At 59.4% G+C, this 24,333-nt stretch carries 25 protein-coding genes; 10 read left to right on the top strand and 15 right to left on the bottom strand.

Translation table 11 applies throughout. From position 1 onward, the window contains the following. Window positions 1-39: 39 nt before the first annotated feature. Window positions 40-948 carry a glycine betaine ABC transporter substrate-binding protein OsmF gene (gene osmF / locus BLP23_RS05035; protein ID WP_092583779.1) on the bottom strand — a complete coding sequence of 303 codons (909 nt, stop codon included), beginning with the start codon at window positions 946-948 and terminating at the stop codon, window positions 40-42. A gap of 417 nt (window positions 949-1,365) precedes the next feature. On the opposite strand from osmF, the gene BLP23_RS05025 reads away from it, so the two are divergent. Together BLP23_RS05025 and BLP23_RS05020 are read left to right on the top strand one after the other, a co-directional pair. Further along, window positions 1,366-2,577 carry a LysR family transcriptional regulator gene (locus BLP23_RS05025; protein WP_092584280.1) on the top strand — a complete coding sequence of 404 codons (1,212 nt, stop codon included), beginning with the start codon at window positions 1,366-1,368 and terminating at the stop codon, window positions 2,575-2,577. Window positions 2,578-2,610: 33 nt separating this feature from the next. Next, window positions 2,611-3,330 carry a copper homeostasis protein CutC gene (locus BLP23_RS05020; RefSeq protein WP_092584279.1) on the top strand — a complete coding sequence of 240 codons (720 nt, stop codon included), beginning with the start codon at window positions 2,611-2,613 and terminating at the stop codon, window positions 3,328-3,330. Here the strand turns inward: BLP23_RS05020 and BLP23_RS05015 are convergent. From BLP23_RS05015 to BLP23_RS04985, 7 genes are all read right to left on the bottom strand, one after another. Next, window positions 3,327-4,346, bottom strand: a complete 1,020-nt coding sequence (locus BLP23_RS05015; RefSeq protein WP_092583777.1) for a zinc-binding alcohol dehydrogenase family protein — start codon at window positions 4,344-4,346, stop codon at window positions 3,327-3,329. The genes BLP23_RS05020 and BLP23_RS05015 overlap by 4 nt on opposite strands. Window positions 4,347-4,413: 67 nt before the next feature. Continuing rightward, window positions 4,414-5,388 (bottom strand): ABC transporter permease, encoded by a 975-nt coding sequence (locus BLP23_RS05010; protein WP_092583776.1) that lies wholly within the window; start codon window positions 5,386-5,388, stop codon window positions 4,414-4,416. Between the two features lie 28 nt (window positions 5,389-5,416). Continuing rightward, the gene (locus BLP23_RS05005) at window positions 5,417-6,967 is read right to left on the bottom strand and encodes a sugar ABC transporter ATP-binding protein (RefSeq protein ID WP_092583775.1); all 1,551 of its coding nucleotides are present in this window, start codon (window positions 6,965-6,967) and stop codon (window positions 5,417-5,419) included. Window positions 6,968-7,088: 121 nt separating this feature from the next. Continuing rightward, the gene (locus BLP23_RS05000; protein ID WP_092583774.1) at window positions 7,089-8,075 is read right to left on the bottom strand and encodes an ABC transporter substrate-binding protein; all 987 of its coding nucleotides are present in this window, start codon (window positions 8,073-8,075) and stop codon (window positions 7,089-7,091) included. 197 nt (window positions 8,076-8,272) lie between these two features. After that, window positions 8,273-8,731: an RbsD/FucU family protein gene (locus BLP23_RS04995; protein WP_092583773.1), complete on the bottom strand. Its 459-nt coding sequence runs from the start codon at window positions 8,729-8,731 to the stop codon at window positions 8,273-8,275. Window positions 8,732-8,741: 10 nt separating this feature from the next. Further along, window positions 8,742-9,761, bottom strand: coding sequence for an aldo/keto reductase (locus tag BLP23_RS04990; RefSeq protein ID WP_092583772.1), 1,020 nt, complete (start codon window positions 9,759-9,761; stop codon window positions 8,742-8,744). A gap of 29 nt (window positions 9,762-9,790) precedes the next feature. Further along, window positions 9,791-11,293, bottom strand: coding sequence for a UxaA family hydrolase (locus BLP23_RS04985; protein ID WP_092583771.1), 1,503 nt, complete (start codon window positions 11,291-11,293; stop codon window positions 9,791-9,793). Between the two features lie 229 nt (window positions 11,294-11,522). Between BLP23_RS04985 and BLP23_RS04980 the strand changes: the two genes are divergently transcribed. Next, the gene (locus BLP23_RS04980) at window positions 11,523-12,428 is read left to right on the top strand and encodes a GntR family transcriptional regulator (RefSeq protein WP_092583770.1); all 906 of its coding nucleotides are present in this window, start codon (window positions 11,523-11,525) and stop codon (window positions 12,426-12,428) included. Window positions 12,429-12,451: 23 nt separating this feature from the next. On the opposite strand, the gene BLP23_RS04975 is transcribed toward BLP23_RS04980, so the two are convergent. After that, window positions 12,452-13,210: an SDR family NAD(P)-dependent oxidoreductase gene (locus BLP23_RS04975; protein WP_092584278.1), complete on the bottom strand. Its 759-nt coding sequence runs from the start codon at window positions 13,208-13,210 to the stop codon at window positions 12,452-12,454. 246 nt (window positions 13,211-13,456) lie between these two features. On the opposite strand from BLP23_RS04975, the gene BLP23_RS04970 reads away from it, so the two are divergent. The 6 genes from BLP23_RS04970 (at window position 13,457) to BLP23_RS04945 (ending at window position 17,438) form a co-directional block, all read left to right on the top strand. After that, a complete protein-coding gene (locus BLP23_RS04970; protein ID WP_039843812.1) occupies window positions 13,457-14,044 on the top strand; it encodes a L,D-transpeptidase in 588 nt (195 codons plus the stop codon). A gap of 169 nt (window positions 14,045-14,213) precedes the next feature. Beyond that, window positions 14,214-14,348 (top strand): ABC transporter, encoded by a 135-nt coding sequence (locus BLP23_RS34315; RefSeq protein WP_092583769.1) that lies wholly within the window; start codon window positions 14,214-14,216, stop codon window positions 14,346-14,348. Between the two features lie 154 nt (window positions 14,349-14,502). Next, window positions 14,503-15,084, top strand: a complete 582-nt coding sequence (locus BLP23_RS04960; protein WP_092583768.1) for a hypothetical protein — start codon at window positions 14,503-14,505, stop codon at window positions 15,082-15,084. Window positions 15,085-15,161: 77 nt separating this feature from the next. Further along, window positions 15,162-15,749 (top strand): protein-S-isoprenylcysteine O-methyltransferase, encoded by a 588-nt coding sequence (locus BLP23_RS04955; protein WP_092583767.1) that lies wholly within the window; start codon window positions 15,162-15,164, stop codon window positions 15,747-15,749. A 10-nt stretch (window positions 15,750-15,759) separates the two neighbouring features. Continuing rightward, on the top strand, window positions 15,760-16,560 hold the full coding sequence (locus BLP23_RS04950) for a hypothetical protein (protein ID WP_092583766.1): 801 nt from the start codon (window positions 15,760-15,762) through the stop codon (window positions 16,558-16,560). After that, window positions 16,557-17,438, top strand: a complete 882-nt coding sequence (locus BLP23_RS04945; protein WP_092583765.1) for an SDR family NAD(P)-dependent oxidoreductase — start codon at window positions 16,557-16,559, stop codon at window positions 17,436-17,438. The genes BLP23_RS04950 and BLP23_RS04945 overlap by 4 nt, the downstream gene beginning before the upstream one ends. 116 nt (window positions 17,439-17,554) lie before the next feature. Here BLP23_RS04945 and BLP23_RS04940 read toward each other — a convergent pair whose 3' ends face one another. Next, on the bottom strand, window positions 17,555-18,058 hold the full coding sequence (locus tag BLP23_RS04940; protein WP_092583764.1) for a hypothetical protein: 504 nt from the start codon (window positions 18,056-18,058) through the stop codon (window positions 17,555-17,557). 288 nt (window positions 18,059-18,346) lie between these two features. Between BLP23_RS04940 and BLP23_RS04935 the strand changes: the two genes are divergently transcribed. After that, the gene (locus BLP23_RS04935; protein ID WP_092583763.1) at window positions 18,347-18,871 is read left to right on the top strand and encodes a tetratricopeptide repeat protein; all 525 of its coding nucleotides are present in this window, start codon (window positions 18,347-18,349) and stop codon (window positions 18,869-18,871) included. 131 nt (window positions 18,872-19,002) lie between these two features. Here the strand turns inward: BLP23_RS04935 and BLP23_RS04930 are convergent, their stop codons facing one another. The 5 genes from BLP23_RS04930 to BLP23_RS04910 all read right to left on the bottom strand — a co-directional run bounded on the left by BLP23_RS04930 (window position 19,003) and on the right by BLP23_RS04910 (window position 24,323). Beyond that, window positions 19,003-19,581 carry a hypothetical protein gene (locus BLP23_RS04930; RefSeq protein WP_092583762.1) on the bottom strand — a complete coding sequence of 193 codons (579 nt, stop codon included), beginning with the start codon at window positions 19,579-19,581 and terminating at the stop codon, window positions 19,003-19,005. A gap of 64 nt (window positions 19,582-19,645) precedes the next feature. Continuing rightward, window positions 19,646-20,950: an ATP-binding protein gene (locus BLP23_RS04925; protein ID WP_092583761.1), complete on the bottom strand. Its 1,305-nt coding sequence runs from the start codon at window positions 20,948-20,950 to the stop codon at window positions 19,646-19,648. A 16-nt stretch (window positions 20,951-20,966) separates the two neighbouring features. Beyond that, window positions 20,967-21,911: a type II secretion system F family protein gene (locus tag BLP23_RS04920; RefSeq protein ID WP_092583760.1), complete on the bottom strand. Its 945-nt coding sequence runs from the start codon at window positions 21,909-21,911 to the stop codon at window positions 20,967-20,969. A 7-nt stretch (window positions 21,912-21,918) separates the two neighbouring features. Continuing rightward, window positions 21,919-22,872, bottom strand: coding sequence for a type II secretion system F family protein (locus tag BLP23_RS04915; protein ID WP_092583759.1), 954 nt, complete (start codon window positions 22,870-22,872; stop codon window positions 21,919-21,921). Next, window positions 22,869-24,323, bottom strand: coding sequence for a TadA family conjugal transfer-associated ATPase (locus tag BLP23_RS04910; protein WP_092583758.1), 1,455 nt, complete (start codon window positions 24,321-24,323; stop codon window positions 22,869-22,871). Before BLP23_RS04910 ends, BLP23_RS04915 begins: the two co-directional genes overlap by 4 nt. Window positions 24,324-24,333 lie beyond the last annotated feature (10 nt).

Genomic DNA, 24,333 nt, shown 5'->3' with positions numbered 1-24,333 from the left:
AGCCGCTCCGCACTGCGATGAGGGCGGAGCGTAAGAAGATTACTTCAGGAAGCCCTTTTCCTTCAGATAGGTTTCGGCAACAGACTTTGCCGGCTCGCCCTCGACCTGGATCCTGGCATTCAGTTTTCGCAGTTCGTCGGCCGTCAGGCTCTTGAAGATCGGAGCGAGGATTTCCTCGATCTTCGGGTTCGCCTTCAGTACGTCCTCGCGGATGATCGGGGTCGGCGCATAGACCTGCTGCACGCTCTTATCGTCTTCAAGAACGGTGAGTTCGGCCGCTTCGATTGCGCCGTCGGTGCCATAGACCATGGCGGTGTTGACGCCGTTCGTCTGGTCAGCGGCGGCCTTGATCGTCGCTGCCGTGTCGCCGCCGGAAAGGACGACCATCTGGTCGGGCTTGAGTTGGAAGCCGTAGGTGGTCTGGAAGGCGGGAAGCGCACCGGCCGAGTTCACGAACTCGGCTGAAGCTGCAAGCTTCGCATCGCCGCCGCCGGTCACCCATTTGCCGAAATCGGACATGGTCTTGAGCTTGTTCGGACCGGCGACATCGTTGCGAACGCCGAGCGCCCAGGTGTTGTTGGCAGGCGAGGGGGCCAGCCAGACGATCTTGTTGGCATCATAGTCGAGCTTCTTGGCCATCTCGTAGCCCTGCTCGAGGTTCTTCCAGGCTGCATCATCGGCCTTGTTGAAGAAGAAACCGGCATTACCGGTATATTCCGGATAGATGTCGATTTCGCCGGCCGTGATCGCCTTGCGCACGACAGGCGTCGCTCCCAGTGCGATGCGGTCCTGCGTCTTGATGCCGTTGGCTTCCAGCGCCAGCGCAATGACGTTGCCGAGGAGCGTGCCTTCCGTATCGATCTTCGACGAGACGACGACGTCGGCAGCATGGGCCGCACCCGCCGCAAAAGCGGAAAGTGAGACGGCAAGCGCGAGTTTCTTGAGCATGGAGTGTCCCCTTGGTTACACCGTTTGACCGTCGCGAGGGCCCGGCGGGAACCTTCGCGCATGAAATCCGCCGGCCAAAGCGCATAAGCGATCATGCCGGACATACGAGCATCATGGAAATAGTGTGCGCTCTCGAAAAATCGATGCAACCCCTCTCCAGTATCTGCAGTCGCAGCGCGATTATGGCCGTGAAAGCATTGCCGCGCGCGAAATCGCATTTCCTTTTGCAAGGCCGCGGCGGTTTGTTTTTGTCCCCTTGCGTGTTTCCGCAATCCTCCGGTGCTCTTTAGTCGGCACTGCTGCCGCGCCCGGATTTGTTCTTGAAAAAGACGATAGCCCGGCAACTCCGGAAGAGGGATATCTTTTTTCGTGAACACATCATATCGTCCGGTTTTTCAGTCACTTCCGGAGAATGCCTTGCATCTCGGTGCCCTTTTTGTTGCCAGCCACGTTCTCGCCTCGGGTTCGGTTCGAGAAACCGCGCGGCGCTTCTCGCTCGCGGCCTCCACTGTATCGTCGGCGGTCAGCAATCTTGAGAGCGAGCTTGCGATCAAGCTGACCAAGCGCAGTTCCGGTGAACTCGTCAAACTGATCGCGAGCGGCAAGGTGCGCGACGCGCTGCAGCCCATCATGCACGCGGTCGAGCAGCTTTATGAAGTCGCAGACGAACGCGCCGAAGCCTTGGAAAGCTGGGCATCGCGCATTCCGATCAAGCTCGTGACGATCGAGCGCTTTCTGGAGGTCGCAGATCAGGGTAGCATCAATCGTGCCGCCCGGCGTCTTCAGCTTGGCCAGCCGCAACTTTCATTGCAGATCGCCAATCTTGAGAAGTTCGTCGGTCATCAGCTTCTCGAACGTCAGGCGCAAGGCTCGACGCTGACCGAGAAGGGAAGGCGGGTCTATGGCATCTTTTCGGCGGTGAGCCAGGCCTGGAACGATCTCAAATCAACGGCCGACGAACGCTATCGGCGTGCTGCGCGTTCGCTGCGTATCGGATCGATCATTCCGACGGGTGCGGAAAGCTGGGTTGCGCGCTGCCTGGGCGCTCTGGTGGCCGATTGGAATGCGGGGCGCAGCAAGAACGCCATTTCGCTGATTTCCATGACTGCCGATGATCTGCGGGAAGCCCTCAGATCTGGCCGCATCGACGTGGCGATCCTAGATTCGGTGTTCGAGCTGGAAAGCTTCGGACACCGCGAACTCCTACGCACCGATCTGGTGGCAATCGCGCCGCCGGCAAGTACGGGGCTGACTGTCGCCGATCTGGTGGCCGAGCATCCCATCTGCACGCCGAGCGAGCGAACCGGCCTGGGCGATGCCGCAACTGCACTGAGCCGCGAGCGAACCGTAAGCCGCCGCTTTCGCAATCAGGACATCATGGCGGCGGATTCACTGCCGGTGATCGTCGATCTTGTTTCGAACCACGGCTATGTCTCGTTCCTCGGACGCGTCAGCGCGCTGCCGATTGCCGATCGCGTCCGTATTGTCGAACTCGCCGAACACATCCCGATTTCCTATCATGTCGCCTTCAATCATCGGAAAGCATCGGCGGATGCCTGCGCCATGATTGCTGCAGCCGTGCACAAAATCATCTCGGAGCCTGTCGCGAAAACCGCTGCTGTCGCCTAAAGAGGCCGTCGGCGGATGAAGGAGTTTAGAAAGATGCCGGCTTTGCTGGAAGTGTGCGTGGACAGCCCGAAGGGCCTTGCGGCCGCAATCGAAGGCGGCGCAGGCCGTATCGAGCTTTGCTCGGCGCTTGAACTGGGCGGCCTGACGCCGGTCGCAGGTCTCATGAAAGCCGCAGCATCAGCACCGATCCCAGTCTACGCGATGATCCGTCCGCATTCGGGCCCCTTCATTTTCGATGCAGCGGACGAGGATGCAATGATGGCGGATATCGATGCCATCCGCGCTTTCGGCCTCGCCGGCGTTGTCATCGGCGCCAACCGACCCGATGGAACGCTGGACATGCCGCTCATCCACCGCTTGAAAAAGCATGCTGCCGGTCTGGGCTCTACGCTGCATCGCGCCTTCGACCTCGTGCCGGATGCCGATGTTGCGCTGGAGCAGGCCGTCGAGCTTGGCTGCGAGCGCATCCTCACCTCCGGCTGCGCGCCGAAAGCGATAGATGGTCTCGAAACGCTGAAGCGTATCTCCGCAAAGGCCGCCGGCCGGATTTCGATCATGCCCGGCAGCGGCGTGCGGTGCGGCAATGTCGCGCAAATTCTACGCATGACAGGCGCCCGGGAGATCCATGGCTCGTGCAGTTCACCGGCGAACATCGATCCGCGCGCCGTCTCTTTCGGCTTTGCGGCACCGGCCTCCAATCAAACCGATGTCGCGGTCGTCCGGCAGATGCGCCAGGCGATCGACGCGGCTTAAGCGGCCACTTTGATGACGGCCTTGATCAGGCCGGTCTTTTCATGCGTCCAGAGGGGGAGGTCGCGCGGCGCGTCGGCAAGGGTCGTGCGGTGCGTGATCAGCTTGTCGACTGGCACCAGGCCTTTGGCGATCGAATCCGCGACATGCTCGAAGTCTGCGCGCGTCGCATTGCGGCTGCCGATGACCGTCATTTCGCGCTTGTGGAATTCCGGGTCGGAAAAGCGGATGTCGTCCTTCACGACGCTAACCAGCACCAGTGCGCCGCCATGCGCCACGAAACTGAAAGCCTTCTCCATCGAAGGACCGTAGCCCGTCGCGTCGAATACGACATCGAAGCCATCGCCGTCCGTCTTCGCCTTCACGGCTTCGGCCGTTTCGTCATTGGCGACAATGCCGGCGAGGAAGCCGAATCGCTCCGAAGCCATCTGCAACCGTTCGGCACTGGTGTCGAGCAGTGTCACGTCATGCCCGGCAATCCGTGAGAAGATTGCAGCCCCAAGCCCGATCGGACCTGCGCCGATGACCAGCGATCGCGAGGCGGCGGGCGCCATCGAACGCCGGACGGCGTGTGCGCCGATCGCCAGGAACTCGACGGTTGCTGCCGCCTCGAGGCTTAAGCCTTTCGCGGGATAGAGATTGTCGGCCGGAACGGTGATCTCTTCGCAGAACGCTCCGTCGGTGTGGACGCCGAGCACCTTGATACTCGTGCAGCAGTTCGGTTTGTCTTGCCGGCAGGCAACGCAGTTGCCGCAGGAAAGGTATGGATTGACAATCACTGGCGTTCCGGCAGTCATCGTGACACCGTCACCCGCCTCGAGCACGGTTGCCGAGATTTCGTGGCCCATGACGCGCGGATACTCGAGGAAGGGGTGTTTGCCTTCGAAGATGTGGTAATCCGTGCCGCAAATGCCGACGTGGCTGACGGCAAGCCGGACCCAGCCGGGGGCAGGGGTTCCGGGGGAGGGGTGCTCGACAATTTCGAGCACGCCGGGCTTCTGGCAAAGCACTGCTTTCATGATGTGTCTCGCATTCAGAACATGAAGAAGCCGGTCGCGGGACCGGCTTCACGATGTTTCTTCGATCTCACTGGCTCCGGCGGCGGCGCAACTGATCGAAATAGACGATCACGATGATCAGCAGACCGGTGATGATACGCTGCCAGAAGGAGTTGACGTTCAAGAGGTTCGCGCCGTTGTTGATCGTGGCCAGGATGAAGGCGCCGATCAACGGACCATGAACCGAGCCGATCGCACCGAAAAGGCTGGTTCCGCCGATAACGGAAGAGGCGATCGCCTGCAGTTCCCAACCGTCGGCCTGGGTCGCGTTGCCGATCGCGATGCGCGAGGCAAGTAGCACGCCGACAAAGGCGGCGAAGGTCGCCGAGAGAATATAGGCGAGATAGATCATGCCGTCGACGCGCACGCCGGAAAGGCGGGCAGCTTCGCGGTTGGAGCCGACTGCAAAGAGATAGCGGCCCCAACGGCTCAGATGCAAGAAGACGAAGGACGGAACCGCGACGAGTATGACCATCCAGAAGAGGCTCGGCACGCCGAGAAAGTTGGCGCGGGCGAAGTTCGTGAAGGGCTCGTTGACGATATTGATCGTCGATCCATTGGTGATGAGCAGGCCGATACCGCGCAACGACGTCAGCGTTGCCAAGGTGATGATGAATGGCGGCAGCCCCATCTTGACGATGCCAAAACCGTGAAAGGCTCCGATCCCGACCCCGATCAGCAGCGTGATGAGAATGGCGGCCCATACCGGAACCCCCGCCTGCAGAAGCCACGCGAGAATGACACCGGCAAAGCCGACGATGGCGCCGACGGAAAGGTCGATGCCGGCCGTAATGATAACGAAGGTCTGGCCGAGCGCCAGGATTGCCGTCATCGCGCCCTGCCGCAGCAGGTTCGAAATATTGAGCGGCGTCCAGAAGCTGGCGGTGACGATGCCGAGGAGGATCCAGAGGAAGAGAAGTAATCCGATCAGGGTCAGGCTGAACAGGATGTTCACTTTTCGGCGCGGCGGCGGGGCGACGATTTCCGTGGGGGTTACAGTCATTGGTTCTCTCTCCCTCTTATTCTTTCACTCAGACGCCGATCGCTTCGCCGAGCACTTCTTCATGCGTCGCCGCGTGGTAGTCGTGGCTTGCGACCAACTGGCCGCGGCGGAAAACGTGCAGCCGGTCAGCAAGCTCGTAGACTTCCGGCAGATAGGACGAGATCAGGATGATGCCTGCGCCTTCCTTCAGAAGCTTGGCAAACAGCCGGTAGATTTCCGCCTTTGTACCGACATCGACACCAACTGTTGGCTCGTCGAAGATGAACAGGCGTGCGCCGTGGCTGAGCCATTTGCCGATGACGACCTTTTGCTGGTTGCCGCCGGACATGCTGGATGCGAGCACCCGGCGGCTCGGGGTCTTGATTGAAAGATTGCGAATCTGCCGGTCGGAATTCTCCGATTCCTCGCTGTGGCTGATGACCGGGCCTTTGCTCAGCCTCTTGAAGACCGGCAAGTTGATGTTGAGACTGATAGACAGGTTGAGGCAGAGCCCCTGGTCGCGGCGGCTCTCGGGCGCAAGCGCGATCCCGAGCTCCATCGCCGTGCGTTCGTTCTTGATGTCGACCTGCTTGCCCATCCATCGGATTTCGCCGGCGGTCGTCTTTTCGCGGCCGTAGAGGCCGAGTGCGAATTCGCTGCGTCCTGCCCCGATCAGGCCGTAAAGCCCGACGATTTGGCCGGCCTTCACGGTCAGCGATACGTCCTCGAAACCAGGCCCCGAAAGCCCGCGTACATCAAGGATCGTTTCGCCGATCGGAATTTCTTCCTTGTGATAGATTTGTTCGATCGAGCGGTTGATCATCAGCGCGATCAACTCCGCTTCGTTCGTCTCGCCGATCGTGCGCGTGCCGACATGGGTGCCGTCGCGCAGCACCGAGACGCGGTCTGCAAGCTCGAAAACTTCTTCCATGCGGTGGCTGATGTAGACGATCGTCACGCCTTCGCCCTGCAGGCGACGGATGAGCTTGAAAAGTTGTGCAGATTCCTGTCGGGTAAGATAAGCCGTCGGCTCGTCGAAGATGAGGAACTGCGTACCGCGCATAGCTGCGCGTGCCGTTGCTACGAGCTGCTGCTGGCCGATGGTGAGCTCACTCAGCAGGACATTTGCGGGCAGGCCGAAGCCGAGATCGTCGAGGACGGCCTGTGCCATCTTGACCATCTGCTTCTTCCGCATGAGGCCGTACTGGTTGACTTCGTCGCCGAGAAAGAGATTGGCCGCAACCGTCAAGTGCGGGCAGAGCACCACCTCCTGGTGGACGGCGTTGATGCCGCGCGCGATCGCCTCGTTCGGCGTCGCAAGTGCAACGGGATGGCCGCACCAGAAAACTTCCCCGGCGGTTCGGCTGATCACACCGGTCAACAGCTTGATGAGGGTTGATTTGCCCGCACCGTTTTCGCCGACTATCGCGTGAATTTCGCCGGCCAGAAAGGTCATCGTCGCAGGCTTTAGCGCTTGGACATAGCCATAGTTCTTTTGCAAAGCCCTGAGCTCGAGGATCGGTGAGCCCGCGGGAATGCGGTTTGCCTCTTTCAGTGTCGCGCTGTCGTCGTGGCGATGACTGACCTCTTCCAGGCTCATGGACGTCTCCTCCTCACGAATTGCTGTCTCCTCCACCAGCGATCCGCGCCCCTCGGGCAAACGATAACACAGGTGAAGAAAAGGCTGCGCGGAATTTCTCACGCGCAGCCTTGGTTCGTGTTTACTGGATCTTCGGATTGATCAGCGCATCGATCTTCGGATCGCTCATATTCGCCTTCGTGACGAGGTTTGCACCGGTGTCGACGTTTTCTTCGACCTTCTCGCCCTTCGAAACCGCAAGCGCGGTCTTTATGCCGTCATAGCCCATGCGATAGGGGTCCTGCACGACGAGACCCGCAAGCGAACCTTCCTTCAGGAAGCCGACGGTCTTCTCGTCGCTGTCGAAGGCGATGACCTTGATCTTGTCGCCGAGCTTGTTTTCAGCGATCGCTTGGCCAACACCCTGCCCCAGGATCAGGTTGGAGGCAAAGACCCCGACGAGGTTCGGGTTGGCGGTGATCAGGTCGGTCATCATGTTGAGGCCGGTCGTTGCCTGACCGTCACCGTATTTGTCGGCAATGACCTTCAGGCCGGGATACTTGGTCTTCACTTGATCCAGGAAGCCTTCGCGGCGCTGCTCGAGCGAGCCGACGCCCGGAAGATTTGTGAGGATCACCACTTCACCCTCTTCCTTGCCCGTCATTTCCTTGATGGCAGCAGCCAGACCGTCAGCTGCGATGCGGCCGCCCTGAACGTTGTCCGTCGTCAGGAACGACTTGAATGCCTTGGAATCGGCGGCAGAGTCGATACCGATGATCGGAACCGATTTGGCGGCTTCGTCGATCGGCTTTCCGAGCGCCTTGAACTCGGTCGGCGAAATGACGATGGCGGCGGGTTTACCGGCGACGGCGTTTTCAAGAATGCTGATCTGGCCATTGATGTCGGATTCGGCCTGCGCGCCGAGTTCCGGAACGTTGACGCCGAGATCCTTGCCGGCCTTGCGGGCGCCGGCGAGCACGATCTGCCAGTAGAAGGACGTCGTATCCTTGACGATGATCGGGATCGTCACGTCGGCTGCAAAGGATGGCACCGGCATTGCAGTTGCGATGACGGCGGCGCCCGCGAGAGCCGTGAAGGCTCGGCGAGACAGAATAGATTTCATGCGCATGTGGGTTCTCCTCTCAGGGTGCGTTCTCCTCCAAGAAACCAGACCGCTGAACGCAGGCGGACGATTTTTATCTATAAAAAACAGTTGCCGAAGCAAGCTAGCCGAGACCTTACCAAATTGCAAGTGGCTAGAGGCCCGGCTGCGGCTGTGTCGACTATACTCTCAAGCTCCTGTTTTTAAATAAATTAAACTGCATTCTAAAATAAATCACGGCCGCGATAGACTTCATGCGGATGCACGACGCCTTTCTTCAGAATAAGATTTCCATACAGCCGGAATTCGGTCGTCGCGACGATATAGGCTGCCTTCCTGGCATGCTCGTAGAATGCGAAGCGTTCGAGCCGTGCGATCCGGAAGTCGCCAGCACGCCTGCTCACAATCTCCTGGAATTCGACGCACACCTCCGGCACGGCGCCGGGATCGCCGACGACCTCCATGCGCCATGCCGTTTCCGGAACGAACGTGTCCAGCGGCATATGCGTCAGGATCGCTTCGGCCATTTCGGTCGCCGTTACGCCATCGGCACGAATGACATCCGGTCCCATGGTGCTCGAGGGAAAGTTGGCGTCCGCGATGACAATGTCGTCGCCGTGGCCCATGCGCGCTATGGCGCGCAGAAGATCCGGGCTGAGAACGGGATGAATTCCTTTGAGCATGGTCTGGTCCTTAAACGCGCACCGCGTCTTCGCCAAGCGGCGGCGCAACCAGTGTCAGGTGGTCGAATTCAGGGAAGATCGTGTCGGGTAGCGCGGGCTCGAAGAGCTCCATGTTGCGCTTGAGGCTGGATGCCTTTGCCGTTCCGATCAGCACGGAAGAAACGGCTGGCTCGCGAAGCGGGAATTGCAGCGCCGGGGCCGCGAGCACAACGCCGTGACGTTTGGCGATGTCTTCCATCGCGCCCACCTTGGCAAGCACCTGCGGTGTCGCGGGCATGTAGTCGAAATGCGAGCCCGGCACCGGACCGGTCGCAAGGATGCCGGAGTTGAAGACGCCGCCGACAACCAGAGACGTGCCTTTCTTGCGGCAGAGCGGCAGGAGCTCCGCCACAGCGGAGCGATCGAGCAAGGTATAGCGTCCGGCCATCAGGATGGCGTCGATGTCGGCGTTGCGCATGACATCCAGACAGACAGGAACCTCATTGACGCCAAGGCCGAAAGCCTTGATCGCGCCCGATGACTTCAGCTCTTCCAGCGCCTTGATGCCGGAACTGAGAAAATTTTTCAGGTGAACGGCATTCTTCGCGGCACCGTGCGTGTAGCTGCCGATGTCGTGGACATAGAGAATATCGATGCGATTAAGCCCCAGCCGTGCATAGCTGAAATCGACCGATCGCATGATGCCGTCATAGGAATAGTCGTAATCGGCATCGAAGGAGAGGGGGTCGACATAGCTGTAGTCCGGCACCGTACCAGTCGGCACGGGCCGCAAAAGCCGGCCAACCTTGGTCGAGAGCACGTATTCCTTCTCGGGCTTGGCCCTCAGGAAATCGCCGACGTAGCGCTCGGCAAGGCCGAGGCCATACCAGGGCGCCACGTCGAAATAACGGATGCCGCTCGCCCAAGCAGCTTCCAGCGTTTCCATTGCCTGTTCGCGCGGGCAGGCACGGTAAAGGCCACCCAGAGCCGCGGCACCGAAACTGATTTCGGTGACCTTGAGTTCGGTCTTGCCGATTTTCCTCGTCTTCATCTTCCCTCCCCGTGAAGAGCCGATTTCTGTTAGAGCGTTGCTCCCAGGTGCCACGGTACGAATTCGTTGTCGCCGTAGCCAAACTCCTCGCTTTTCGTCTTCTTGCCGGAAGCCGTATTGATGATCAGGTCGAAAATTTCGCGCCCCTTGCCGCTGATGGTCGCATCGCCGGTGGCGATCGTGCCGCAATCGATATCCATGTCCTCTTCCATCGAAGCGTAGAGCGCCGAATTGCTGGACAGCTTGATCGAGGGCGCGGGACGACAGCCGAAACAGCTGCCGCGGCCGGTCGTGAAGGCGATCATGTTTGCGCCGCCTGCAACCTGCCCCGTCGCGGAAACCGGGTCGTATCCGGGCGTATCCATGAAAACGAGTCCCGGTGCAGTTACGCGTTCGGCATAGCTGTAGACCGCCGTCAGCGGAGACCGGCCGCCCTTGGCCACTGCACCGAGCGACTTTTCAAGAATGGTCGTCAATCCGCCGCGCTTGTTGCCGGGCGAGGGGTTGTTGTCGAGCGAGGCGCCATGCAGTCCGACATATTTCTCCCACCAGGCGATCTTGTCGTCGAGCTTCCTGGCCACGTCCTCATTGATCGCGCGGCTGCGCAGCAGATGCTCAGCGCCGTAGATTTCCGAGGTTTCGGAAAGGATTGCGGTACCGCCGGCTGCAGCCAGAAGATCGGCTGCGACGCCGAGCGCCGGATTGGCGGTAATACCCGAAAAGCCATCCGACCCACCGCATTGCAGGCCGATGATGATCTCGCTGATGGGTATCGGCGTGCGCCGCTCCCTACCGACATCGGCGGCGATATCCCGGAGCATCCCCATGGCGCGTTCGACGGCCCGCCGCGAGCCGCCGGCATCCTGAATGTTGAAGTGCCGCTTGGCATTGCCGGCACCGCTTTGGCCGTAAAGCGTCAGCTGGTTTACTTCGCAGCCAAGGCCGATCATCAGCACGCCACCGAAATTGACATGGCGCGTGTAGCCTGCAAGCGTGCGGTGAAGGACCGACATGCCGTCACCCGTCGAGCTCATGCCGCAGCCCTGGTCATGCACGATCGGCACGAAGCCGTCGATGCCCTCGTAATACGGCAGGATGGTGCGATTGGCCTCGTCTGCAATCGCACGGCAGACGGTGGTGGAACAGTTCACGCTGGCAATGACGCCGATATAGTTGCGGGTCGCCGCCCGGCCGTCCGCGCGTCGGAAACCCATGAAGGTTCGTGCGCGGTCTTCCGCGGTCGCCGCTTCCGGAGCGGAATTCGCAGTTGCCGCCAGACGGTCGTTCTCGAAATGCAGGTTGTGGCTGTGGATATGATCGCCGGCCTTCACCTCGGCAGTCGTGCGGCCGATCGCCTGGCCATATTTCACCACCGGCGTGCCGAGCGGGATGTCGGCGATCGCAACCTTGTGGCCGGGTTCGATTTTCTGCCGGGTCTTTATACCTGCGACGGTCGCTCCGGCTTCGATCGCTGCCGTTGCGACGGCGACGTTATCTCCAGCAGACAGGATGAGCCAAGGCAGTTTGTTCAATTGTCTTCTCCCTGAGGAACGCGCCCGCTGCATCGGCAAAATGCGCATTGATTTTGTTTTTTATCTACAATAAACATTTTCAAGTCAACGGGAATGTTGTTCCTGTGGTCAAGGGAGGCAAACAGCCGCAGATGGCCAGGAAATAGGATAAAGGTCGCAGTCGAGTAGCTCCTGCGCTTTGAACTTTGCAGGTGCAAAGTTTAAAGGCACGAGGAAAGAGCGGGGTGGCATGGCAAGGCAGAATACGGTCTTCAAGGAAGCCTATAACAGGTATGCTGCTGCTCTGCGCCCGGATGCCGCCTTGCCTTCCGAACCCGAAATCGCCGCGCAGCTCGGCATCAGCCGCAGCACGGCCCGGGCAATTTTGACCCGCCTGAACGACGAAGGCATCATCCGGTGGAACAAGCGCCAGAAGATCGTGCTGCGCGTTCCCACCGAGGAAGACCTCTTTCCGTCCGAAGAGACGGATTCGCTGCACGACATCATCGAGCGCAGCTTCATGCAGCGCATTCTGTCGGATGATGCCGCGCCCGGCATGCAGATCAACGAGCTGGAGCTGGCTCGAGAGATCGGCACCGGTACGACCAGCGTCCGCGAATTTCTCATCCGTTTCTCGCGCTTCGGCCTCATCGAAAAGCGGCCGAACAGCCACTGGATCCTGAAAGGCTTCACCCGCGAATTCGCACTGGAGCTCGCGGATGTCCGCGAAATGTTCGAGCTCCATTCGGCCACCGAATTCGGCAAGCTGCCGCCTGAAAGCGAAGCCTGGGCGGCGCTGGCCGATATCAAGGCCGAGCATCATGCGATGCTCAACGATTTCGATGCGCGCTACAAGGAATTCTCAGCCCTTGACGAGCGCTTCCATCTCTTGATCCACGGCGCCGCGAAAAACCGGTTCATCGCGGACTTTTACGATGCGATCGCAATCATCTTCCACTATCACTACCAGTGGAACAAGGCGTTCGCGCGCCAGCGCAACGAACGCGCCATTCACGAACATCTCGATTACATCGCGGCGCTGGAATCACGCGATCAGGCGGCAATCGACTTCTCGTGCCGCCTGCATCTGCGTTCTGCGCGCCAGACCCTTCTTCAGTCGCTGCCGCAGAATCCTGGCGAGCCGCCTGAAGCTTAGGCAGCCGCAGTGGGCGTGTGGATCTAATGGGCGGTATATGCCCCGTCCACCAGATGATAACTTCCAGTGATGAAGCTTGCTTGTTCGGACAGAAGGAAGCACACGAGGGCTGCGACCTCCTCCGGCCTGCCGCGCCTGCCCATCGGCTGAAGCGCTTCCATGCGCCGGCTTCCCGCAATCGCCAGATGCTCAGTCAAAAGCGGTGTTTCGATCCAGCCGGGGCCGACGGCATTGATGCGGATGCCCAGTCTCGCATATTCGATTGCGGCAACCTTGGTCAGGCCGACAACCCCGTGCTTGGCGGCCGTATAGGCTGCTGTAAAGGGCAAGCCAACCGAACCGAGGGCGGAAGACATGTTGACGATGGCCCCGCCGCCGCGTTGCAGCATGGCGGCAATCTCATGCTTCATGCAGTAGAAAACGCCGTTCAGGTTGACGTTCATCAGGTTGTGCCAATTGTCGAGCGGGTAGTCTGCCGTCGCCTTTCGGGGGCCGTCTATGCCTGCGTTGTTAACCGCCAGATGCAGGCCGCCGCATGTCTCGACAGTGTAGCCTATCAGCTTTTCCACCGCACCGGCATCCGTGACATCGACCGCAAAGTCCCGCGCCCGCCCGCCCTTTGAACGGATCTCCGCGGCAAGGTTGCGTGCGGCGTCAGCATCGAGATCGGCAATGACCACCTCTGCTCCCTCGTCAGCGAGCTGCCGGCAAATGGCTGCACCTATACCGGACCCTCCGCCGGTTACGAGCGCGACTTTCCCCGTAAAGTCAGGCGTCGTCATCATGTCCCTCCTCATTGCCCCTGCCTCTAGTCGAGCAGAGGCATGCCATTGATGCAAGACCTTTCATAGCCGTAAGCAACGGCGGCCGCTGGTTCTGCTGCCCTTCACCCTTCATGGTCCCGCTCGGCAACGCGGGTTCAAGTGAACGAGAGCATTTGACCTTTGACCTTTGACGCGAGGCTTGGCCGGTTGGCGCCGGGATGTTAAGACGAAGAATAGGGTCGATCGATTGCTTAGCAGGTAGAGATGGAAAAAAAACACGTTGCGCGCCGGGGGCTCCTGCTGGGCAGTCTGGCGTTGATGGTATCTGGATGCGCTTCAACGACGGGATGGCAGGTGGGGTCGATGTTTTCGTCGACGCCGCGAATCAGCTCTCGCTACCGGCGGCGGCGCGTTCCATATGACGGAAGCGAGCCGCCTGGAACGATCGTGGTCAACACCTACGAGCGTTACCTTTATCTGGTCGAAGGCGGAGGCGAGGCGCTGCGCTATGGCGTTGCAGTCGGCGAGGAGGGACTGACGCTCAAGGGAAGGGCGACCATCGGTCGGAAGGCGGAATGGCCCTCGTGGATGCCTACAGCGAGCATGATACGGCGCAAGCCGCACTTGGCGCAGTATGCGGGCGGTGTTTCAGGCGGACCCCACAATCCGCTTGGCGCCGCTGCCCTTTATCTCTACAGGGGCGGACAGGACACCCTGTTCCGGCTGCATGGAACGAACGAGCCCTGGTTGATAGGGCAGGCAGTTTCCAATGGATGCATTCGTTTGACCAATGAGGACATCGTCGACCTCTACAGCAGGGCTCCGGTGGGAACGCCAGTATTGGTCATATGATGCTTACATTTTGCAACGATAACGCCACGGTCTGTTAGGCATTATGAGGCACCCGAGGCCGCACAGAGGCAAGGTGTGTCCTTTCTGCACTTGGCTTAGGCGTATTTTGCGGCTATTAGTAGAAGCGTTGCCTTCGATAACCTATTCCGTGCTAAGGAGAGGACTACTGATGAGCAGAATTCTGATCATGTGCCTAGTTGCGTTGTTTTCCGTTGCAAGCCTGAGCGCTTGCGGGGCGATCGGTAAGGGCAAGGGGAAGGCCCCGCCGCCCGTAGCAGCGGAACCGGCACCCGTATATAAGTAGCAACTAACTGTTGCTGAATGGGAGGGGGCATTCGTGGCCCTTCCCAACATCGTGCAGTCCGAGCTGGACCTGCCTTTCAGCTTGCAGCGCAGAGAATGGCGTCAAGCAGGGCATGTGTCGATGCTCACTTGATACCGGGAGATGAAGTGTAGCGATGACGCTTGCAAAGGGCCGTCTATCACTTGTAATTCTATTCGCTCTCGCGCTCACATCATGCCAGACAGAAGACAAGCCACCCCAGCCGCGATTCGTTTCGGATGCGCGGGGCGGGGCTGTTGGCGAATCATCGCAAAAAAGAGATGGCCAGTACTTTATCGAATTTCGCTCGCGCTACGCGCTGAGCTACGGCCACACCTACGTGATTTTCGGGCGGTTGAACAAAGCTGGCGGGATGGTCAATCCGGAGGTCGCGGGGCTTGCTCCTGCGACCAATGATACAGCCCCCTATGTTCTCGGCCACTTCCTGCCCGTACCGGCCGAAACCGGGGCCAGTGACGGCGACCTGGAGGAGGCCTACAGATCGGCAAGCTGGCGCGTCCTTCTCACTCCATCGGAATACGACGAGACCGTCGCCTTCATACGCAAGCTGAAGGCCAAAACCAAGTTTTGGCAGGCTTCGGTTTATAACTGCAACGCTTTCGTAGCAGAAATCGCTCGCTCGATGGGCTATAAGGCACCCAGCATCTGGCTCCGCCCGCAACAATTCGTGACGCAGCTTCGAGAAATGAACACCTGAATGCGAGGCGGGCGAGCTGCTATACCGCTTCTCCATCCAGTCGGTTGCAGGACGCAGAAGGGCTCTGGAGACTTAAATTGAGCATAGCTGTTGTCGGCAAGATCCTGTGGGTGCTCGGCGTCGTTGCCTGGTATATCATCCGATATCCTTTCGAGCGCCGCGCCAAGCGCGTGCGTGTCGTCAGTCACCGCCGTTCTCAAATCGAGAAGATCGGGCTTGCGTCGGCGCTACTGGGTCTTGCGGTCGTGCCGGGGTTCTATGTCGCCACCGGCATGCCGCAAGACGCCGATTATCCGGCCCGCGCCTGGGCGGTGGCCATCGGAGTGGTGCTCTTTGCCGCCGCCATGTGGGTCTTTCGCAGAACCCACAAGGAACTCGGCCGCAACTGGTCCATCACGTTGGAGATTCGCGACCAGCATCAGCTGATTTGCAGTGGCCCCTACGCTTTCGTCCGCCATCCCATGTACACGTCTTTCCTGCTGATGGGCCTCGGCCAGGCCTTTCTGCTGTCGAACTGGATCGTGGGGCTTGCTGGTCTGATCGGCTTCGCAATCCTCTTTTTTCTACGGGTGGACAAGGAAGAGCGTATGATGCTGGAGATTTTCGGCGCGCAATATCGCGCCTATATGGACAGGACCAAGCGAATTATTCCCTATCTTTATTAGAGGAGGCATGATGCGAGGCCGGACCATCAAGCTTTCTGCGGCACGGCGCCTTGTCGGGGATCTGATGCGGTTCTCGATCGGAGTGCCGCGGGTCACTGTGCAGCGGCAGATGAATCTCGGCCCGCTCCAGAGGGCCAGACTGACCCAGCCAAGCAGGCCCTCCTGGACCGTACTCTTCTTGAAAGGATACGCGCTTCTCTCCCGGGAGACACCGGACCTTAGGCGCGCTTACATCAAGTTCCCGAGAGCTCAGCTCTATGAATATCCCGAAAGCGTGGCCTCGATTGCCCACGAGCGCGAATATGGCGGCGAGCGGGTCGTCTTGCTGAGCTCCATCAAGGCCCCCGAGCGGCGGCCGATCGCCGAACTCGAGGCCCTGATCCAGGCGGCGCGCTCGCGCCCGGTCCTGGAAATCAAGGAGTTCCGGCGTGCATTGAAGTTTGCCCGTGCGCCGGCGCCTTTGAGGTGGCTGTTGATGTGGCTCGGGCTGAATATCGGGCGGCAGCGTGCTCGCCGGTTCGGCACTTTCCAGCTGTCGGTCTATTCCGGTCTCGGGGCAGAGTCACTCAATCCCCTTTCGCCATTGACCACGCTCTTCAACTACGGCCCGATCTCGGCAGACGGATCGGTCACGGTCCGGATCCACTACGATCACAGGGTCATGGACGGTGCCAATGTCGCACGGGCGCTGGAGCGATTCGAAAAAATATTGAACGGCGAAGTCGCCAGCGAAGTAAAGAGCATCGCCCCACTCGCCCCACAGGGTGTTGCCGCCGCCCCCGATACGGCGGCTTCAGGGACGGCAATATGATCATGCAGAGTGAGTTTCGTCCGGCCGCCGTCGTGGTCGGTGCCTCGCGCGGCATCGGCAGGGCAGTTGCCAAAGTCGCTGCCCGGGAGCATGGGGCCGTCGTTGTGCTCGTTGCGCGATCGCCTGAAGGTCTGGCTGCTGCCGCGGCAGACGTGCAGGCGGCGGGCGGCGAGGCATTCACGCTGGAACTGGATCTCCTTGTGGCCGATGCCTCGGCGCGTTTGCAGGACTTCCTGTCTGCAAACGGGTTGTTCTGCGACGTCCTGGTCAACAGCGCCGGATACGGATTGCGCGGTGCGGCAACACTCCTGCCGATTAAGGACCAGCTTGGCATCATCGATCTCAATATACGCGCCCTCGGCGACCTGACCTTGAGCTTTCTGCCCGCAATGGCGGCGCGCGGACGCGGTGGTGTGCTCAATCTCGGTTCCATCGCCGGTTTCGCGCCCGGGCCGAATATGGCCCTGTATTATGCGAGCAAAGCTTTCGTGCGCTTCTTTTCGGAAGCGCTCCATCAGGAATTGCGAGGCACGGGCGTGACGGTCACATGCGTCGCTCCCGGACCGGTGTCGACCGAGTTCCTCGAAAAGTCCGGCGCCAGCCGGGCAACGCTATTCAAGATCTTGCCGAAGCTCGATTCGGACTATGTGGCCGAACGCGCCTGGCGCGGCTTCAAATCCGGCCGCCGCCTTGTGGTCCCGGGCATCTCGGCCAAGCTCATAGCCCTTGCCGCAGCCCTGCTGCCTTCTGCAGCGACGCTCCCGCTGATCGGCCGCCTGCAGCGCCGCAGCGGCGATCTATGCCCGTGCGGTTCAGGCAAGACCTTCAAGGAATGCCGCCGCCTTCGCCATCGCGCAATGACAACGGGAGGTCCTTGACTGGCGACGCCCGAAACGCGGCGAGGAACAGAGCGCATTCGCGAACAAATGGAGGCGCTGCATTGGGCCAACGGCGCGGGCATGACGCCTATGAGGGCGGCCAATCCGCCTATTCTTCACCCGACCGATATACGTTTGAGGATCCTGAGATGGCAGCAAATGCAAGCCGATAGCGCGAGAACAAAAAGAAACGTCCCGAGCGGTGAATAAGATAGCGGCAGGAACGACCAGTCGCCGCGCAGCAATTGCGGCAATGAAAAGCTGGAGGTGCCGGCTTGCGCTACGGCCGCCCGCCCCATAGTCAGCCCGGTCGCGATCAGCGCGACATGTGCATGGATGAAACCTGACCGCAGGTATCGTTGTGGCTGCAAGGCGAGTTGTATCCCGAAAAGTGACGCAAGCATCAATAGCGCCGTAGCGATCCAAATTCCCACTCCAGGTACCGCAAAAAGCAAGTAGATGGGCTCGCGCATGACCGGAAGTATCGTCATATAAAGCCACCACGCGGATGCGCTTGAGGGAGAGTAATCCAACAGCAGCATGCTGATGAGGAAGACCGCCGCTGTCGCATAAGCCAGGGATGGCCCCAGTCGCGCCAGCGTGAACAGAGCGGTCCGCATATGACTATTCATCCTTTGGGTTACGGTCACGCTACGACCGACAGGAACAATATAGGTGACGTTTGATAAATTTTTACTCTACGAATCACAATCTGCGAAGCGCGTCTTTCGAATCGTGCGCTTCCAAAAACTCGCTTGTTTTGCCTCGCAGCGGGCTGCGCATTTGTCGCTATTTTGCGACTATTTACCTAAATTATTGAGTTATTAGCTTTTTTTCAAGAAGATTTTCCGTGGACACATCCGACTGCTTGGCTAGGATGCCTGAAAAATCGGGGGATCAAATTGCAGATGTTGCAGATTAGAGCTCGGATTAGGTGCATTGCATTCTTGCTTGCGAGTGGAGCGAGCCTGGTCGGGTGCCAGTCGTCCGGCTTTGATAATCTGGCTGCTTATGGCGATAGTGCGAAGACCGTCGAGGATGATTCAGCCGTCGCCTTTTACAAGAATGATGAACTGATCACTACTGGCAAGCTGCAGTTCCAGGAAAAGAACTACGGAAAATCATACGCCATTTACAAGCGCGCGGTTAACGTCTTTCCGGAAGATCCGGCCGCCTGGCTCGGCTTTGCGGCCTCTGCGGACATGGTTGGCCGCTTCGATACCTCCGACCGCGCTTACCGGGAACTCGCGAGGATGATCGGCAAAACCCCGGTCTACTACAACAACATCGGGTACTCGCACCTCTTGCGCGGCGACCTTCCCAATGCCAGACGGTACTTTCTGAAAGCCTACGAGCTCGATCCCGCAAACGAGGTGACCGCCCGGAACCTCGAATTGTTGAAGAACAGCGTGAATTTCGCACAACGGAGGTAGGCTTTCTGGGCTCCCAGTTGAGACTCTGCCGACGGCAGCTTGGCGTCGTAGCCGCTATGGGCCGACACGATACCACAACGATTCTTTCGTCGCCGGGCGGTTTGCGTTGGAGATTTCGGGGAAGTCGCGGTTTACTGCACCTTCCGGAGTATAAGCTTCCCTTCCGGTGAGACCGTTCGTTCGTAGCGCGGCAGGTCGTCGACCGCGACGCCTTTAGCATCGATGGACGTAAAACTTTCATCCGGAGCCTGATTTCCAGCTGGCGGGGCAGCGGTTGATGGCGCGAAATATTGTGTCGGCTCCTTGCCAGGCGCACTCAGCACCAAAGCTCCGCCAGCGCGCGAGGCAAACGAACCAGAGCGCATCCGTTCATTCATTGTGAAAATCGTCTTTTGCAAGCTTTCCGTCTGCTGCCGGATGACTGCCACTTCATCAGCCTTTGCATTTCCGGCAAAAATGCGCCCCTGCTTGTCTACCTGCGCTTTCAGGCCATCGATCGACCTCTTGAGCGCGACAATCGTCTCGCGGCTCTCGCGCAAATCCGCTGCGTTCTTGGCAGTATAGATCAGAATGCCTGCGTTGATCGGCAGAAGCATCACGACCATGGCGATGAGCGGCGCATTTCTCGGGTGCCTCTGCTCTCCGGTCGTTCTGATACCGCGCTGTTTTGCGCCATCCGCTTCGGCGTCGAGATTCGGGATGCTGGTCATTCGCTTTCCTCCACCGCACGTCATCACGTCATTGTTTCAGGTATTCCTTAATAACGCTGGCAACTTATTCCAGAGTGAATACGCCTTCCCAGGCCCGCTCCAGCATATCCAGCGACGCGACCTTCGGCATTCCATTGAATTCGCAGTAAGACCCGACAAAATCGAGAAGATACTTCGGATGATAGCAGGACGCGAGCATGGTGCCATGGTACTTGCGATCAAAAAAGAGATTCAAATCAATATCACTGACATCGATCGCGGCACCGGCGGCATACGACTTGCAAATTTGGATGTATTCGTCGCGCGACGGGTTATTTACGAAGATCTTGTACTTCAGGCGTCTCAGGCCAGCCTCGTCGGAAAGATCCTTCGGGGCGATATTCGTCGAGAAGACGACCAACTCGTCGAATGGAACCTTGAATTTCTTGCCGGTGTGCAGCGTCAGGAAGTCGTATCCGCGTTCGAGGGGCACGATCCAGCGATTGATAAGCGATTGCGGCGCCACCTGCTGGCGCCCGAAGTCGTCGATGATGAAAACGCCGCCGGATGCCTTCAGATGCACCGGCGCTTCGTAGACATTTGGTCCTTCGTTGAAGGTGAGGTCGAGCAGATCGAGGGTTAATTCCCCGCCGGTCTTGACTACAGGACGACGGCATTCGATCCATCGCTGATCGGCCTTCGGATAGGGTTTTGCGTCGACCCCGGCTACGGGTTGATGCACAGCTTCGTCAAAGAAACTGATGACATGGCCGCCAACCTCGATGGCATGGGGTACAAAGATCGTTTGGCGAAATAGTTGCGACGTCCGCTCGGCAATGCTCGTCTTTCCGTTTCCGGGCGGTCCGTAAAGCAGGATGGAGCGACCCGAGTTCATGGCCGGACCGAGCTTTTCGACCAGCGAATCAGAAAGGACTAGCCCTTCAAGGCTCTCGATCAGCCGCTCTGGGGTCACGCGCTCGTCATGGATCGACTGCAACCCCACTTGTCGGCAGAAAGCGTCCAGCGATACCGGCGCCGGCCCCACATACTGGGATTGACGCGACGCCGCGCGGGCATATTCGAAGCCATTGGTCGAAAGCGTATAGCGAATGTCGGATCTCACATCCTCGCCAGCCAGGCCACGAGCCTCCAGGAATGCGAGCTTCACAAGTTCCTTGATCAGGATATTGGCCAGCACTTTCGGCAATTTCATGCGGTCGGTCAGGTGAGATGCCGTGATTGTATCCTGCTCGGCCGCACATTTTGCCGCCAGCCTGAGCAGGAACGACGATTCCAGGCCAGTCTCCTCTAGGCTTGCCGGTGCCATCGGCATCCGTGGATCGATGGGTATTACGACATCTTGACGATTCTGTTCGGGCGAATACTGCATACGGACCTCGCTTGGTTCAACCGCCGGGTTTCAAGCCGACGAGAATACTGACGACACGGATGACAATGGGCACGAGCACGATGATCAGGCTCACCGGAAACAGGAAGGCTCCGAGCGGCAGCAGCATTTTGATCGGCAGGGCGTTGGCCTTTTCCTCGGCCCGCACGATGCGAAGATCGCGCATTTCCTTGCTGTAGACCCGCAGCGTCTGCGTAACGCTCGTTCCAAGTTCCTCCGATTGGCGGAACAGTACGGAAAGCGCCCGCGCCTCATCTATCCGCAATCGTGTCGCAAGATTGGCCAATGCATCGCGCAAGCGGCGCCCGCCGCGCACTTCCAGCATCATGATCGAGAGATGCAGGCCGAAGTCCTGCTGCTTGTCGACGAACTCCCGGGCAACGCGGTTGGCCGCTGCCTCAATGCTCATCCCTGCATCGAGGCAGACGATCAGCATGTCCATGAAGTCGGGAAAGAGCCGGCGATACTCCCGCTCCTTGGCGCCGCCGCGCCGGTCGATATAGATGTTGACTAGAATAAAGGTCACGCCGGCGGCAAACATGGCGATGATCAGCGTTGCGATCCGCGACATCTCGGGCACGAAGCGATTGAACGTCCAGACCGCCGCGACAAACACGCCGATACAGATCAGCGCGCGAACCACCTGGAAGATGGTCACTGCACTGGCATCGAAAAATCCCGCGCGAATCAGCCGGTTCTGGGTGGAGTTCTGATTCGTATCACGCCGGGTAATCTCGAAATAGCGACGGATCAGGCGGTTTTCCGCCTCGCCGAGATCGGCAATGGTCGTATCGCCAAGTTGAAATTCCCCACCTGTCGCCGTCGTGGCCTCCGACAGCCGCGCCCCGACCTCGCGCCGGCGAAAAACCAGTTCCGATGCCGCTGCTGCAAATATCAGCACTGAAAAGAAGACGATGAAGTAAATTCCATATTCACTCGACATGACGGCCTCAGTACTCGAAGTTGACCAGCTTGTAGAGAATGACATTGCCGACCGCCATGAGGGCCAGCAGCACGCATACCACGGTGGTTCCGTGGCCGCTTTCCCAGAGGGGATCGAAGTAGGTCGGCGACAGCGCCTTGATCATCCCGTAGAGCAGAAACGGGTACATCGACATGAAGATCGCCGTGATGCGCCCTTCCGAGGAGATTGCCTTGACCTTTGCTTTCAGCATCGTCCGGTCGCGCAGTGTCTTCGAAAGGTTCTGCAGGATTTCGACGAGATTCCCGCCGGTTCCGGCCTGTACACTCAGCGATATTGCGAGCAGGTTTAGATCCTCGACGCCCACCCGGTCGGCCAGGTTTATGAGGGCGTCGTCGAGCGTCACGCCATAGGTGAGTTCGTCCGAGAGGAGGCCGAACTCGCTACCGATCGGATCAGGCATCTCGCGCGCCACCAGAGCAATCGCTGCAGGCAGCGGGTGGCCGGCGGCCAGGCTGCGGTTGGCGACATCGAGCGCTTCGGGAAGCTTCAGTGCGAATTTTCGCATGCGGCTTGCCCGGGTGCGCCAGACGACGAGCACAGGGATGAGAAGGCAGATCAGGAGAAAGACCGGTACCCTGACCAGATTGCTCGGCACCAGAAACTGAACGATCAGCCATACTAAAGCTGCGCCGGCGATCGCGAAGAGGCCAAATCGCCTGGCATCGAACTTGATGCCAGACTGGACGTAAAACTGCCGCATTCGCTGCACCAAGGGGACTTGCCGCCAGCTACCGTCGGCACCGCGCTCCTTCAGCATGTCGCGGTAGGTCTTACGATGATCGTCGCTGACATTGAGCAGGCTCAGCCGATGGTTTACAGCGCGGTGACGCTCGGACGTCCTGAAGTAGCCGCGCATGATCGCTTCGACAGCAACAAGGGCCGCGATGAATACGGCCGCGTAAAGCAGGATCAGGTTCATGGTTCAAGAGGCCCCGATTGCAGCGGTTTGCCGGGATCGAAGATCATCGCAGGAATCTCGATTCCGAGTTCGGCAAATTCCTCGATGAAGCGCGGCCGGATGCCCGTGGCGCGGAATTCCCCGCGGATCCGCCCGTCGTCGTCGGTGCCGGTCTTCTTGAATTTCATGATCTCCTGCATCTGCACGACTTCACCCTCCATGCCGGTGATCTCGGAAATCGAGACGATCTTGCGGCTGCCGTCGCTCAAGCGCTGAACCTGCACGATAATCGTGATGGCGGACGAGATCTGCGAGCGAATGCTCAGCTGCGACATCGGCATCCCTGCCATGCCGACCATCTGTTCAAGCCGGCCGACGGCGTCGCGGGGCGTGTTGGCGTGAATGGTCGTCATCGACCCTTCATGACCGGTATTCATCGCCTGCAGCATGTCGAAGGCCTCATCGCCGCGCACTTCGCCGACGATGATGCGGTCCGGGCGCATGCGCAGTGCGTTTTTCAAAAGTTCGCGCTGACGAATTTCGTTGCGCCCGTCGAGCGTCGGCGGCCGAGTTTCCAGCCGGCCGACATGTGGCTGCTGCAACTGAAGTTCGGCTGCGTCCTCGATGGTGATCAGACGCTCCTTCGGAGAAATTTGCGACGAAAGCGCGTTGAGCAAGGTGGTCTTGCCCGAACCTGTGCCGCCCGAAATGACCATGGACACCTTGCCCCTGACTGCGGCGCTAAGAAGGACGCGCATCGCATTGGCCATGGCGCCATATTCCACGAGGCGCTCCATCGTCAGCGGCTTTCGGGTGAATTTTCTAATGGAAACGAGCGGTCCGTCGACCGAGATTGGCCTAATGGCGACGTTAACACGCGAGCCATCCTTGAGTCGTGCATCGACCATAGGCGTCGATTCGTCGACGCGGCGGCCGACCGCCGAGACGATCTTGTTGATCACCCGCAACAGATGGTCCTCGTCCTTGAAGCGCACGGCGGTGCTTTCGAGCCTGCCGCCCCGCTCCACATAGACGCTGTCGTGGCCGTTGATGAGAATGTCGGCAATCGTGTCGTCGGTCAGTAGCGGCTCGATCGGTCCCAGCCCGAGCATCTCGTCGGTGATATCGCGGATCAGATCATTGATTTCCTTAGCATTGAGCGGAAAGTTGTTACGCCGGATATAGTCCTTAACCAGTGGCCTGATCTCAGTTGCAATCTCCTCGTTGTCGAGCGTATCGAGAATGCCCAGGTTGATACGATCGAGCAGGTAGCGATGCAGATTGACCCGCTCCGACACCATATCCGGCCCGAGCGGAGCTTCTTCGACAGACACCGGCGCTTCGCCGGACGGGGATTGCCGGGCTGGGGCGAGCGGAACCGCGCCGGCTAGAGACAGTTCGATCGCCTCCGGATGCTCCCGCTTTTCCGGTTCCCGCTGCTTGTAGAAACGCCCGATGATTCCGTTCGTCATGCCTTTCACC

Origin of the sequence: Rhizobium mongolense subsp. loessense, from assembly GCF_900099775.1 — a bacterium.
Taxonomy (GTDB): domain Bacteria; phylum Pseudomonadota; class Alphaproteobacteria; order Rhizobiales; family Rhizobiaceae; genus Rhizobium; species Rhizobium loessense.
Note: the sequence above shows the minus strand (reverse complement) of the source record. Positions and strands in the feature narration are given on the sequence as shown.